At 71.3% G+C, this 13,015-nt stretch carries 12 protein-coding genes and 1 tRNA gene; 7 read left to right on the forward strand and 6 right to left on the reverse strand.

All coding sequences use genetic code 11. From position 1 onward, the window contains the following. Positions 1 to 76 precede the first annotated feature (76 nt). Positions 77 to 2,647, forward strand: a complete 2,571-nt coding sequence (locus tag MON03_RS10420; protein ID WP_242088290.1) for a hypothetical protein — start codon at positions 77 to 79, stop codon at positions 2,645 to 2,647. Positions 2,648 to 2,716: 69 nt separating this feature from the next. After that, entirely contained in the window at positions 2,717 to 3,688 is a 972-nt protein-coding gene (locus MON03_RS10425; RefSeq protein WP_242088291.1) for a magnesium transporter CorA family protein, read from the forward strand. Here the strand turns inward: MON03_RS10425 and MON03_RS10430 are convergent. Further along, complete coding sequence (locus tag MON03_RS10430) at positions 3,685 to 5,265, reverse strand: glycoside hydrolase family 17 protein (protein ID WP_242088292.1); 1,581 nt, start codon at positions 5,263 to 5,265, stop codon at positions 3,685 to 3,687. The genes MON03_RS10425 and MON03_RS10430 overlap by 4 nt on opposite strands. A gap of 65 nt (positions 5,266 to 5,330) precedes the next feature. Next, positions 5,331 to 6,482: an SLC13 family permease gene (locus MON03_RS10435; RefSeq protein WP_022904227.1), complete on the reverse strand. Its 1,152-nt coding sequence runs from the start codon at positions 6,480 to 6,482 to the stop codon at positions 5,331 to 5,333. Between the two features lie 94 nt (positions 6,483 to 6,576). On the opposite strand from MON03_RS10435, the gene MON03_RS10440 reads away from it, so the two are divergent. Next, entirely contained in the window at positions 6,577 to 6,768 is a 192-nt protein-coding gene (locus tag MON03_RS10440) for a hypothetical protein (protein WP_022904226.1), read from the forward strand. A gap of 78 nt (positions 6,769 to 6,846) precedes the next feature. Here MON03_RS10440 and MON03_RS10445 read toward each other — a convergent pair whose 3' ends face one another. Then, on the reverse strand, positions 6,847 to 8,013 hold the full coding sequence (locus MON03_RS10445; protein WP_242088294.1) for a mechanosensitive ion channel family protein: 1,167 nt from the start codon (positions 8,011 to 8,013) through the stop codon (positions 6,847 to 6,849). A gap of 92 nt (positions 8,014 to 8,105) precedes the next feature. Between MON03_RS10445 and MON03_RS10450 the strand changes: the two genes are divergently transcribed. Together MON03_RS10450 and MON03_RS10455 are read left to right on the forward strand one after the other, a co-directional pair. Then, complete coding sequence (locus MON03_RS10450) at positions 8,106 to 9,647, forward strand: amino acid permease (RefSeq protein WP_022904224.1); 1,542 nt, start codon at positions 8,106 to 8,108, stop codon at positions 9,645 to 9,647. Between the two features lie 70 nt (positions 9,648 to 9,717). Continuing rightward, entirely contained in the window at positions 9,718 to 10,017 is a 300-nt protein-coding gene (locus MON03_RS10455) for a hypothetical protein (protein WP_242088296.1), read from the forward strand. Positions 10,018 to 10,538: 521 nt separating this feature from the next. Here MON03_RS10455 and MON03_RS10460 read toward each other — a convergent pair. Next, a complete protein-coding gene (locus MON03_RS10460; protein ID WP_022904221.1) occupies positions 10,539 to 10,751 on the reverse strand; it encodes an SCO4848 family membrane protein in 213 nt (70 codons plus the stop codon). A 211-nt stretch (positions 10,752 to 10,962) separates the two neighbouring features. On the opposite strand from MON03_RS10460, the gene MON03_RS10465 reads away from it, so the two are divergent. Beyond that, positions 10,963 to 11,613: an IMPACT family protein gene (locus MON03_RS10465; protein WP_242088297.1), complete on the forward strand. Its 651-nt coding sequence runs from the start codon at positions 10,963 to 10,965 to the stop codon at positions 11,611 to 11,613. Positions 11,614 to 11,742: 129 nt separating this feature from the next. Here the strand turns inward: MON03_RS10465 and MON03_RS10470 are convergent. Then, a tRNA-Lys gene (locus tag MON03_RS10470) sits at positions 11,743 to 11,818 on the reverse strand. Between the two features lie 100 nt (positions 11,819 to 11,918). On the opposite strand from MON03_RS10470, the gene bcp reads away from it, so the two are divergent. Continuing rightward, positions 11,919 to 12,389: a thioredoxin-dependent thiol peroxidase gene (gene bcp, locus MON03_RS10475; RefSeq protein WP_022904219.1), complete on the forward strand. Its 471-nt coding sequence runs from the start codon at positions 11,919 to 11,921 to the stop codon at positions 12,387 to 12,389. 99 nt (positions 12,390 to 12,488) lie between these two features. Here the strand turns inward: bcp and MON03_RS10480 are convergent, their stop codons facing one another. After that, a complete protein-coding gene (locus MON03_RS10480) occupies positions 12,489 to 12,920 on the reverse strand; it encodes a hypothetical protein (protein ID WP_175328691.1) in 432 nt (143 codons plus the stop codon). Positions 12,921 to 13,015: the final 95 nt, after the last annotated feature.

Raw genomic sequence — 13,015 nt, forward strand, 5'->3', positions numbered from 1 at the left:
GCACCCTCGTGTCGGGGGGACACGAGGTGCCCACAGGGGTGGCGCCGGCCTCCCGGTCGGAAAGGATCCGCCTCTCGTGAGCGAGCACCCGCCCGTCCCGCCGCAGCCCCCGCAGGACCAGGGGCCCCGTCAGCCCGCGCCGTCCGCGCCCGCCGCGCCCTCGGACGGCTTCGACCGCCTCCTGCGCAGCGTGCCCGGTCGCGACTGGCTCGCCGCCGTGCTCGGTGCGGTCGGCGGCTGGGTCGCCGCCTACGTCGTCGCCGCGATCGCGCTCCTGCTCACCGTGGCGGTCGCCGCGGCCGGCTCGGGCGGAGCCGGCTCCGGTTCCGCCGACCTCGGGTCGTCGGGCAGCCTCGGCGGCTCGGGCGTGCCGGACGTGCAGTCGCTGTTGTCCGGCGTCAGCGTCCTCCTCGGCGCGCCCGCGCAGCTCGTGGTGCTCGCGGACCTCGGACGCCTGCACGGCTCCGGGTCGATCGGCCTGCTCGGATCGGGCTCCGGCTCCGTCGGGGTCGTCCCCGCGGTCGTGCTCGCGGCCCAGGTCGTGCTCGCGGTGCTGCTCACCCGCCGCATCCGCTCGCGGGTCGTGGCGCTCCCCCAGCTCCTCGTGACGAGCGTCGTCAGCGGCCTCGTGCTCGTCGCGCTGACGACCCTCACCGGGCTCGTCCTCGCGATCCGGTTCCCGGCCGTGGACGGCGTGTCGATCGAGCCCGTGCACGGCGTCGGCCTCGGCAGCGTGCTCGGGTCCTTCCTGGTCGGCGCCCTCACCGCGCTGCTCGCCCGGCCCGCGCTGCTCGTGCGCGGCAACGTCCTCGTCGGCCGGGTCCTCGGCACGGTCCGGGTCGCCGCCTCCCAGCTCGTCGTGCTCGTCGTGGTGGTGTCCGTCGTGGTCGCCGTCGTCGCGCTCGTCGCGCAGCCGTCGTGGAGCGCGGCGCTCCCGGTCTTCATCGGCAACGCCGGCGTCCTGCTGACCGCGCTCGGCTTCCTCGGCGGCATCGGCACGTCCGGGCTCGGCTCGGCGAGCAGCACCGCGAGCGTCTTCGGCGGCGCGGGCGGCTGGACGTGGCTCGTCGTGCTCCTCGTGCTCGTGTCGGCGTTCGTCGCCGGCCTCGCGCTCGCCGTCCGTCGCAACGACCGGGTCCGCAGCACCCTCGACTGGGTCGTGACGCCCGTGGTGTGGCTCCTCGGCGGCGTCGTGCTGCTCGTGCTCGGGACGCTGGTCGTCTCGTACCGGGTCACCGGCGTGAGCACCCTCGGCGGGACCGGATCGGTCGGGATCACGGCCTGGACGCCGGTGGTGTTCCTGCTCTGGGGTGCCGCCATCGAGGTCGTGGCGCGGTTCGTCGCCCCGGTGATCCTCCCCCGTCTCGGCGGCGGCGTGCTGCTGCGCACCGCGAAGGCCGTGGGCACCGACCCGCAGCCGGCCGTCGCGTGGACGTCGCCCGTCGGCGCCGCGCCCGCGGTCGGCGACCAGCCGTCCCCCGGGCAGCCGGTCACCGGGCAGCCCGCCGCCGCGCAGTCGGCCGCCGGCGCGTGGGCGCAGGCCCCCGGGGTCGAGGCGCCCGTCGGCACGCCGGCGGTCGCCGGCCAGCAGGCGTTCACGGGTGTCCCCGCCGGCGGTCAGCAGCCGTTCGTGGGCGCCCCGGCGGGCGGACCGCAGCCGTTCGTCGGCGGGCAGGTACCCGCCCCGATGTCCCCGAAGGCCCGGAAGGTCCTCGTCCGTTCGCTCGTCGCAGCCGGCGTCGTGGTCGTGGTGGTCGTCGCCGGTGCGGTCACGACAGGGGTCCTGCGCGCGAACGTCTGGGGTCCCGGGGCGACCGCACGCGACTACGTCGACGCGATCGCGCGGGGCGACGGTGCGTCAGCCGCGGCCCTGACCGAGGCACCGTCGAACGCGTCGATGCTCGACGGTGCCGTGCTGAAGAGCGCCGAGGACCGGCCGACCGACGTGCGCATCGGACGGGTCTCGACCTCCGGCGACTCGGCGTACGCCACCGTCCGGTACCAGCAGGGCGGGTCAGACCGCACGGGCGAGATCACGCTCGAGCGCACCGGCACCTCGTTCCTCGTGAAGGACGAGTGGCGCGTCACGAAGCCGCTCGCCGACCGGGTGTCCATCGCCGCGAGCGACGTGCTCGAGGGCGCGCCCGTCACCGTCGCGGGGAAGAAGGTCGGCACGATCGAGAACGGCGTGTTCGAGTCGCTCGCCTACCCCGGCAGCTACCAGGTGGCGGTCGGCGGGACCGACTACTTCACGGGCGGGACGAAGACCGTGAAGGTCGGCGCCGCCGCGGCACCGTACGTGTCGTTCGAACCGAAGGCGACCAAGGCGCTCGAGACCGACGCCGAGCAGTACGTCTCGGACCTCATCGACGAGTGCGCCACGAAGACCGACATCGGCTACTCGGACGGCTGCCCCTGGTACGGCCCGTACGACGCCGACGGTGCCGTGCAGTACACGGTGGAAGCGGCGCCGGAGCTCTCGGTCGAGACCTCCGGGAGCGGCTACGTCGAGGTCCGGAGCACGAAGGACGGCACGGTCGCGTACTCGTACCGTGACTACTTCGGCGACGCCCAGAAGAGCGAGGACTCGTTCGACGTCGACGTCTACCTGAAGGTCGAGGACGGCAAGCTCGTCTCCGCCTACTGACGCTGACAGCACGTCCCGCACGACGGCCGGCCTGGGGAACCAGGCCGGCCGTCTCAGTACGCTGGCGTGATGGTCATGACGAGGGCGTGGCGCAACGGCGCCGCCGCGGAACGCGACTTCCCCGTCGAGCGGGTCTCCGACCTGGTCGCCGAGCCCGACACGTTCGTGTGGGTGGACCACACGGACCCGCGTCCGGACGAGCTCGCCGACGTCGAGGAGGAGCTCGGCGTGCACGCGCTCGCGGTGGAGGACGCACTCGAGCGCGGCCAGCGACCGAAGCTCGACCGGTACCGGGAGAGCCTCTTCCTCGTCGTCTACGACGTCACCGGCCGGACCGACACCGGCGAGCTCGTCAGCCACGAGGTGAAGGCCTTCGTCACGAAGCGCGCACTCATCACCATCCACGGAGCCGACGTGGACCTCAGCGACGTCGAGCACCGGCTCGACGCGAGCGCCGACATCGCCGACCACGGCGTCCCCTGGCTCATGTGGGCGCTGCTCGACACCGTCGTCGACCACGCCTCGGACGTCGTGGAGGACCTCGACCAGGCCGTCAGCGCGCTCGAGGACGACCTCTTCGAGCACGGCAGCAGCAGCGAACGGCAGATCCAGCGGCGTTCGTTCGTCCTCCGGAAGCAGCTCGGGGTGCTGCGGCGCCTCGTGGTGCCGACGCGGGACAGCGTCACGTCGGTCCTGCACGGGGACGCGGAGCTCGTGGTGGACGGCATCCGACCGTACTTCCGCGACGTGCAGGACCACCTCGTGACGATCGCCGACTCGGTCGAGCAGCTCCGCGACGCGGTCGGCAGCGTGCTCGACACGAACCTCGGCATCGCGTCGAACCACCAGAACGTCGTCATGAAGAAGGTGACGGGGTGGGCGGCGATCATCGCGATCCCGACGGCGATCACCGGGTTCTTCGGGCAGAACGTGAAGTTCCCCGGCATGAGCCAGTGGAGTGGGCTGTTCCTGTCGCTCGGCCTGATCGTCGCGACGTCCCTCGTGCTCTACCGGGTCTTCAAGAGCAAGGACTGGCTCTAGCGGTCCTCGGCGAGGAAGACCGGCCACGAGTCGACCGACGTGCTGTACGTGCCGTTGGTCGGCGAGACGGTCCGTTCCCGACCGAACATGTCGGTGCGTGCTGCTTGTCCGCGCAGCGGCAGCGTCTCCGTCACCGGTGTGTTGTCGACGGACCAGAGGACGCGAACCGTTCGTTCACCGTCCGAGAACTCTGCGACCCGCAGACGACCGGACGACCGATCCGCCACGAACTCGAGTCCGCTCAGCTGTCGGATCAGCGTCGCGTACGCAACCGCCGCGTTCTGCGCACCCCAGTCCGTCGTACGGTTCCCGAACACTCCGAAGTGCGCCTGCCGGTCGAAGGAGGCAGCAGGGACGTCATCGAGCGCTTCGTAGACCACGTACCTGGACACACCGACACGCGCAGCGGCGACCCATCCGCGCACCAGGTAGGCCGCCTGCAGTCCGGCCGCAACGGAGCCTCCCTGTCCTTGCGCGGACCACCACCCGTTCTCGGTCACCCACAACGGCTTCTCCGATCCCGCGTACCGGTCGATCTCGTTGCGGAGCCACTGCAGCGAGGCTTCGGTGCACGTCTCCGGCGAGAGCGGAGAACAGATGTCCGGAGCCCCGGGGTCGTGGGCTTGGTTGGTGTACGGGTGCGCTGAGACCACCTGGACCCGGTCGGCACCGCCGAGACGGAGGAATCGCGACCACCAGTCGTGCTCGCCGCTGCTGTTGAGGGTCTGGACACCGCCGACGAGTGGCGAACGGTGCGGCGCCTCGTCGACCCGGTCTGCCACGGCGTCGAGCAGCGCGACGTACTGTGCCGCGCTGTCGGGGATGTTCCGCGGCCATTCGTTGTAGACCTCGAAGGCGAAGTCGAGGTCCGGGAAGCGCGCTTCAAGGTGCTCGACGGTCGCCGCGGCGTACCCGGCGAACGCTGCGCGCGCCGCGTCGGTCACCGGCGGGGAGTTCCTCGTCACGGTGTAGAACTCGTGGCCGTAGTCCAGCGGCACGATGATGGACGAGACGTTCGGCTCGAGTGCTGCGATCCTGCGGTCGATCTCGGAGAAGTCGTACCGTCCACGTTGTCGTTCGACCGCGGGCCACTGGACGTCCGTACGGATCGTCCCGACACCGATCCGATGCACAGCCTCCGTGGTCCGATGGTGCCAGTTCGGGTCGGAGCCGTTGTCGACCCAGTGGCCGGCGAGCCCGAAGGCCGGGTCGGTCGAGGTCGCGGGGACCCAGGCGATCCCGGTGGACCGGGTCGCGGCGCCGACGTCGACAGCAAGCCGGTACCGGCCGTTCGATCGAGGGGGCAGCTCGATCGTGGCCGTCCCGGCAACGGTGGGGACGGTGCCTTCGGCGATGCGGCGAGCAGCACTGTCGAAGAGCGCCCACCCCACTGCGTCGGTCGGGGTGTCGACCCGGATCACGGCCGCTTCCGACGGTCCGTAGACGTGACCGGGCCGGTCGGATGCGATCGTGAAGTCGGTGGACGGCTCACCCACCGCGCCGGTCGACAGCGAGAGCGGAGCGAGCAGGACGGGCAGCGCGAGGACGGCGGAGGTGAGACGTCGCGGAAGGATCACGCGCCGACCGTAGCGTCCGTCGTCTGGAACGTCGCACACCGTGATGTGCAACATTCAGAACGTCGTCAGATCCGCAGCGCGAGCACCCCGGCCACGACCGTGAGCGGTGCCACGACGCACCCGAGTGCCATGTACCGCCCCCACGACAGGTGCACGCCTTCGGAGGCGAGCCGCGCGTGCCACAGCAGCGTCGCGAGCGAGGCCCACGGGGTGATGAGGCAGCCGGCGTTCACGCCGACGAGCAGCGCCGCGTAGCGCAGTGCCTCGTGCCCCGCCGCCGGCTCGAGCACCAGGTAGGCGGGCAGGTTGTCGATCGCGTTCGCCGCGACCGCCCCGGCGCCGCCGAGGGCCAGGAGCGATCCGGTGCCGGTGCCCCCGGGCAGCGCGTCGACGATCGGGTCGGTGAGCCCCGTGGTGTGCAGGGTCTCGACGACCACGAAGAGCCCGGCGGCGAAGATGAGCGTCGACCACGGCACGCGCGAGATCCGCAGTTCCGACGGCGCGCGGAAGGCGGCCACGACGACGAGCAGCACCGCGGCGACGACCGCGGCGATCCACACCGTGACACCGGCCGTCAGCGCGACGACGAGCGCGACGAGCACGGCGGAGGCGGACCAGAAGAACACCGGGTCCGACGCGCGCCGGACCGACACGGGTGTGTAGCGCCCGAACAGCTTCCCGCGGAAGACGACGAGGAGCACCGCGCACGGGATGACGACCCCGGCGAGCGCCGCCCACAGCATGAGACCGGCGAACGGGATCGGCCCGTCGAGTCCGATCCGGTCGACCGCGAGCAGGTTCGTGAGGTTCGACACCGGCAGCAGCAGCGACGCGGTGTTCGCGAGCCACACGGTGGTCAGCGCGAACGGCATCGGCGGCAGTCCCACGCGGCGCGCGAGCGTGATGACGATCGGGGTCAGGAGGACCGCGGTGGTGTCGATCGACAGGAACACCGTGCAGACGACGGCGAGCACGACGACCGCTGCCCAGAGTCCGATGGTCCGGCCGCCGCCGACGCGGGCGGCGAGGTCGGCGAGGCGGTCGAAGACCCCGGCGTCCGCGGCGAGCTCGGCGACGATGGTCAGCCCGAGGACGAACCCGAGCACCGGGACCACCCGGTCGGCGAGCTCGGCGAGGTCGGACAGGGGCAGGAGCCCGAGGGCGACGCAGACCGCGCCGACCACGAGCAGGACTCCGCCGATGACGGCCTGACGCACACTGACTCCTCACGAGCGCGCCGGCGCAGGGTGACCGGCGGCGCTCCAATGTAGCGGCCGGTAGCGTGGACGGGACGACCAAGAGGAGGAACCCGTGCGGAAGTTCATGTTCAGCGGTGCCGTGTGGAGCTCGATCATCAGCGGCTACAGCGTGCTCCAGACCACCCGGCAGGGCCCGCGCGACTGGCGCCTCGCGCTCACCTGGGTGGCGTGGCTCGCGACGACGATCGTCGCGATCGGCACGGTCGTCGAGGACGACCGCGCCGTGAAGGCGCGGCAGCCGTAGGTCGCGGACGCGACCGGCAGACGGACGGGAGGCACGTGGCGGGTCCGCCACGTGCCTCCCGTCCGTCCAGGGGCGTGTCTACGGCACGTCGGACGGGCGGACGTCGGAAGTGCGGATCGGACCGGTGAACATGGCGGCGCGGTCGTCGTGCTCGCCGCCGAAGAGGGCGGACGACGCCGCCGTCGACGCACCGGGGTGGCGCGGGGACGCGACGTCCTCGACCATGAGCACCCGCTGCACGGGCTGGGCGTCGGGGTGGGTGCGCTGGATCCAGGCGACGAGTTCCTCGCGGACGTAGCAACGCAGGTCGAACAGCGACGGCGCGTCGTGCGCCGTGACGAGCACGCGGACGTGCACGAACCCCTGCACCGCGTCGGTGACCTGGAGCACCTGCACCCGGCGGTCCCAGAGCTCGGTGCGCTCGAGGATCCGCTCGAGCTCGACCCGCATGTCGCCCGGCCGGACCCGCCAGTCGAGGTCGAACTCGACGGCGCCGAGCAGTTCGCTGTTCGTCCGGGTCCAGTTCTCGAACGGTGTGCTCGTGAAGTAGGTCGAGGGCAGCACGAAGCGGCGGTCGTCCCAGAGGTGCACGACGACGTAGGTGAGGGTGATCTCCTCGATGCGTCCCCACTGCTGCTCCACCACGACGACGTCGTCGACCCGGATCGACCCGGAGAACGCGAGCTGCATGCCCGCGAAGACGTTGCCGAGGGTCGACTGCGCCGCCAGGCCGGCGATGACGGAGATGAGGCCGGCGCTCGCCAGGACGCTGGCCCCGGCGGCCTCGACCCCGGGGAAGGTCAGCAGGATCGCCCCGACGGCGATGATCACGAGCACCGCGACGGTGAGTCGGCGCAGGACCAGGACCTGGGTCTTGATGCGCCGCGCCACGCGGTTGTCCGGGACGTCGGTCCGGTACCGGTGCAGGCCGAGGCTCTCGAGGAAGATCGCCACCTCGCACGCCAACCAGCAGCCGGTGCCGATCACCGCGATGAGGAACACGTGCGAGACGTCGTCCCGCCACGGGTAGGCCCTCGTGTCCGGGATGCTGGTCGCGAACGCCGTCCACAGGAGCGCGACGAGCAGCACCGTGCGGAACGGGTGCTTCGTGCGGCGGGAGAGGACGGCGGCCCAGCGTTCCCGGCGTGCGAGCGACCGGAACACCAGGTGGGTGACGAGCGCCGAGACGGCCGTGACGAGCAGGGCGAACCCGATCGCGACGAGGAGTCGGAGGAGGATGTCCATGCCCTCCATGCAACCAAGACGACGGTGTCCCCGGTCCAGCCGGGCGGGGTCGTGTGCCACCGGCGGTCGCGGACCCCTGTAGCGTGTCGCGCATGACAGCGCAGAACGACACGGGGACCCGTCGCGCTCCCGCGAACGACTTCTCGCACGAGCAGGAGGGTTACCAGCACGGTCTGAAGCCCCGGCAGTTGCAGATGATCGCGATCGGTGGAGCGATCGGTACCGGGCTCTTCCTCGGGGCCGGCGGCCGGCTCAACTCCGCGGGTCCCGCACTCGCGATCACCTACCTCGTCGCCGGCGTCTTCGCCTTCTTCATCCTCCGCGCCCTCGGCGAGCTCGTGCTGCACCGCCCCTCGTCGGGGTCGTTCATCTCGTACGCGCGGGAGTTCTACGGCGAGAAGTTCGCGTACGCGGCCGGCTGGATGTACTTCCTCAACTGGGCGATGACCTCGATCGTGGACACCACCGCGGTCGCGCTCTACATGCAGTACTGGAAGCCGTTCACCTCGGCGCCGCAGTGGCTCATGGCGCTCATCGCCCTCGTGGTGGTGCTCGCCGCCAACCTGGTCGCGGTGAAGGTGTTCGGCGAGCTCGAGTTCTGGTTCGCGCTCATCAAGGTCGCTGCGCTCGTCGCGTTCCTCGTCGTCGCGCTGGTCTGGCTCATCTTCGCGTTCCCGGTCGAGACCGGCGGCCAGGCGGTGCAGACCGGCTTCTCGATCCTGCAGAACAACGGCGGGGTGTTCCCGAACGGCCTGCTGCCCGCGGTGCTCGTGATCCAGGGCGTCGTGTTCGCGTACGCCGCGATCGAGCTCGTCGGCACCGCCTCCGGCGAGACGCAGGACACCGAGAAGGTCATCCCCCGCGCGATCAACTCCGTCGTCTTCCGCATCGCGGTCTTCTACGTCGGCTCGGTCGTCCTGCTGTCGCTCCTCCTGCCGTACACGTCGTACAAGGAGGGCGAGAGCCCGTTCGTGACCTTCTTCTCGTCCATCGGGAACCCGCAGGTCGGGCAGGTCGTCGGGTCGATCATGAACTTCGTGGTGCTCACCGCGGCGCTGTCGTCGCTGAACGCCGGGCTGTACTCGACCGGCCGCGCCCTGCACTCCATGGGCATGAACGGGTCCGCGCCGAAGTGGACCACGAAGATGTCCCGCGGCGGCGTCCCGTACGCCGGCATCCTGCTCACCGCGGGGTTCACGGTCGTCGGTGTCGTGCTCAACTACTTCGTTCCGTCGCAGGCGTTCGAGATCGCGCTGAACGTCGCCAGCCTCGGCATCATCACGGCGTGGGGCACGATCATCCTCTGCCAGATGAAGCTGCGGAGCTGGGCCAAGCAGGGCCTCGCGAAGGAGCCGACCTTCAGGCTGCCGGGCGCACCCGTGACCGCGTGGTTGACCCTGGCGTTCCTCGCCTCGGTCGTGGTGCTCATGGCGATCGACTGGCCGGTCGGGACGTTCACGATCGCGTCCCTCGTCATCATCATCCCGCTCCTCGTCGTCGGCTGGTTCCTGCAGCGCGACCGGATCCTCCGCATCGCCGCGCTCCGCGAGGGCGTCACCGGGCCCTACCCCGTGACCGGGCGTGACCCGGCGAACCAGGTCCGTCGTGACGGGACGGACGACTCCGCGAAGTGACTGTCCGCGGGCCGCGCCGGCCCGCCTGGACGAACGTGACGGGTCCGGCACCCACCGGTAGCATCGGTGGGTGCCGGACCCGTCGCTCGTCCCCTCCCTGGACCTCCAGCTGACCTGGCGCGGCGTCTTCGGCCGTGTGCGCGTCTTCGACGACCGGGTCACCGCCGAGACGAGCTTCGAACGCCCCGTCAGGACCACCGTCCCGATGACCTCGGTCCGGGGGTGGCGCATCGAGCCGTGCGACTTCGACGCGGTCTGCCTCGAGTTCGTCACCGACGACGACACCTACCGGGTCCTGCTCGACACCTCGGACGAGTCGATCGCCGACCACGCCCTGCGCCGCGTGCTCGGGCCACCCCTCGGGGACTGACGCTCCCCTCCCCCGACCTGACCCAGCCTCCCGCGTCCCGCATCCCGACCCTCGGACATCGCGACACGCCGGTGCCGGATGTCGTCCGCGCGGGTCCGCTCCTGGTGGAATGCGTCCGACACCCCGAGCAGCTGCCCGGTGCGCACGCGACACCGAGGTCGACGTCGACCGTGGCCGGCCGCTCCACCTGAACCCCGGCGTCGCCGGGCTCCGGGACGGATTCGGGTTCCGGCCCGCAGCCCGGCGACGACGGTCAGGCCGGACGCACACGCTCCCGCGGTGTCTGGTGCTCCGGAGGCGTGCGACGGTCCCGCGGTTCGGTGAGATCGTTGCGGAACGACGGGCCCGCTGTCGTGCGACAGCGGCCGTGTCGTACGACGACGGTCGCGTCGTACGACGCCGGTCCCGCTCTCGTACGACAGGCCCGCTGTCGTGCGACAGCGGGCCTGTCGTCGCACAGCGGCCGCTCCGCCCGCCTCGCGCAGCGGCCGCTCCGCCCGCCTCGCGCAGCGGCCGCGCCGTCAGACGAGCAGGAGGATCCCCGCGACCACGGACGCGACGGCGATCACGAGCGCGATCACGACCAGGACGAAGTGCACGCGCCAGAACGTGGTCGGCCGCCCGGCGGCGTCGCGCGCACGGGGGTCCTTCGCGACCCGCTGGAAGAAGCGCGGCCAGGCGACGACGTTGAAGACGGCACCGACGAAGAGGACGAGCGCGGCGAAGACGGTCACACGACGATCCTAGGACGCCACGATGCGCTGGCCTGGCCCGGGCGAGCCTGCGGACGGGGCCCGGCGGTGCTCGGCCGCCCCCAACGCGGCCGAGTCCCGCGCTCGGGCGCCGCATCTCCTGCAGCTGGTGCCCCCGACCCTACACGCGCCGTTCGATCGCGTCGATCCGACGGCGAGGACGCACGACCCGGCACCGGTAGCCTCGGACGCTGTGAGCACCGTGTACCCGTCGACGATCGCGGCGCCGGTGGAGCACGAGATCGTGATCACGAAGTCCCGGTTCATCACGACCGTGGCACCCGTCGCCGACGTCGCGGACGCCGACCGGGTGATCGCCGGGGTCCGGAAGCGCTTCTGGGACGCCCGCCACAACTGCACCGCGATGGTCACCGGGGTCCTCGGCGACCAAGCACGGTCCTCCGACGACGGAGAACCGAGCGGCACGGCCGGGGTGCCCATGCTCGAGGTGCTCCGTCGTCGCGGGCTCACGGACGTCGTCGCCGTGGTGACGCGGCACTTCGGCGGCGTGAAGCTCGGCGCCGGCGGACTCGTCCGCGCGTACTCGACGTCGGTCTCCGAGACCCTCGACCGGGCCGTCCTCGTGCAGCGTCGAGCGCTCACCCGCATCGGGGTCGACGTTCCGCACGCCGAGGCCGGACGGATCGACAACGTGCTCCGCGACTGGGTACGGCACCACGACGCGGAGCTCGGTGACACCGGGTACGGGTCCGTCGCGACGTTCGAGCTCTGGGTGCCGCAGGAGCTGATCGGGGCGCTCCGGGCCGACCTCGCGAGCATGTCGGGCGGGGTGCTGGAGCCGCTCGTCGGGGCAGAACGCGTCGTCGACGTACCGACGGGCTGAGCGGGACGGGAGCGCCCGCGACGGACCTGCCGGATCCGACCTTCGTGAACACGTCGGGCGTGTCGCCCCGCAGCCGCCGCCAGCCCCGGGAACGACGAAGGCCCCGGTCCGTTCGGACCGGGGCCTTGCTGGTGCACCCCCTGGGACTTGAACCCAGAACCCACTGATTAAGAGTCAGTTGCTCTGCCAATTGAGCTAGAGGTGCGTTCGCTGCGTTCCGTTTGACCGTGCTGCAACGGGAAACAACAATAGCATGGCTTTCGGGTGCTCACGACCACCGGGCACCACGATCGAACAGGAGCACCATGACCGACCGTCTCGCCGCCGGCGACACCGCCCCCGACTTCACCCTCCCGGACCAGGACGGCACGGAGCACTCGCTGTCCGGGCTCCGCGGGAAGAAGGTCATCGTGTACTTCTACCCGGCCGCGTCCACCCCGGGCTGCACGACCGAGGCGTGCGACTTCCGCGACAACATGTCGTCCCTGCAGGCAGCCGGGTACGAGGTCCTCGGCGTCTCGAAGGACGAGCTCCCCGCGCTCAAGAAGTTCCAGCACGAGCAGGCGCTGACCTTCCCCCTGCTGAGCGACCCGGACCTCGCGGTGCACAAGGCGTACGGGGCCTGGGGTGAGAAGAACAACTACGGGAAGATCGTCACCGGCACGATCCGGTCGACGATCGTCGTCGACGAGGACGGCTCCGTGCAGCTGCCGCTCTACAACGTGAAGGCCACCGGCCACGTGGCCAGCCTGCGGAAGAAGCTCGGCCTGGTCTGATCACCGGACGCGACGCACTGGAGGCCCGGTGCCGGTCCGTGGGACCGGCACCGGGCCTCCAGGCGGTTGCGGCGGGCGTCGAACGCCGAGCCGGACGTGTCAGTCGCGGTCTGCGTCCTCGCGGACGAGGGCGGCCGTGACCGGCCGCGAGAGCACGAGCGTGATGGCGAGCAGCGCGGGGATGAGCAGGAGCCAGCCGAACCAGGCGACGCGGAAGACGCCCTGGAACGCGCCGATCGCGAGCGCACCCTGCAGGACCTGCCAGACGATGATCCCGGAGCGGACCCAGGGGCGGCGGTTCCGGAGGCCGACGAACAGCGAACCGAGCCACAGGGCCGCGATCGCGGTGAGGATCGTCAGCGCGATGCCGGAGGCGAGACTCGACGCCGGCGAGGTGACGAGCTCGACGAGGAGCCAGACGGTCACGGCGGCCAGCGCGAGGAACTCGAGCCCGAGGACGACCTGCAGCACGCGGAACGCGGGCGAGGGCTGTCCAGGGTCCGCGGACCCGGCGGGTGTGGTGTCGTGCACAGCGATCCTCCAGCGTCGGAACCCTTGATTTGGCCCTACCAGTATGGAACGATATTCGAGGTCGTTTGGACGGCACGATGTGGTGCGCGTCTCCC

Origin of the sequence: Curtobacterium sp. DN_7.5, from assembly GCF_022655355.1 — a bacterium.
Lineage (GTDB): Bacteria > Actinomycetota > Actinomycetes > Actinomycetales > Microbacteriaceae > Curtobacterium > Curtobacterium luteum.

Coding starts and splice junctions, on each gene's coding strand:
- MON03_RS10425 (WP_242088291.1), top strand. CDS start 2,717: ATGGTCATGACGAGGGCGTGGCGCAACGGCGCCGCCGCGGAACGCGAC.
- MON03_RS10445 (WP_242088294.1), bottom strand. CDS start 8,013: ATGGACATCCTCCTCCGACTCCTCGTCGCGATCGGGTTCGCCCTGCTC.
- MON03_RS10450 (WP_022904224.1), top strand. CDS start 8,106: ATGACAGCGCAGAACGACACGGGGACCCGTCGCGCTCCCGCGAACGAC.
- bcp (WP_022904219.1), top strand. CDS start 11,919: ATGACCGACCGTCTCGCCGCCGGCGACACCGCCCCCGACTTCACCCTC.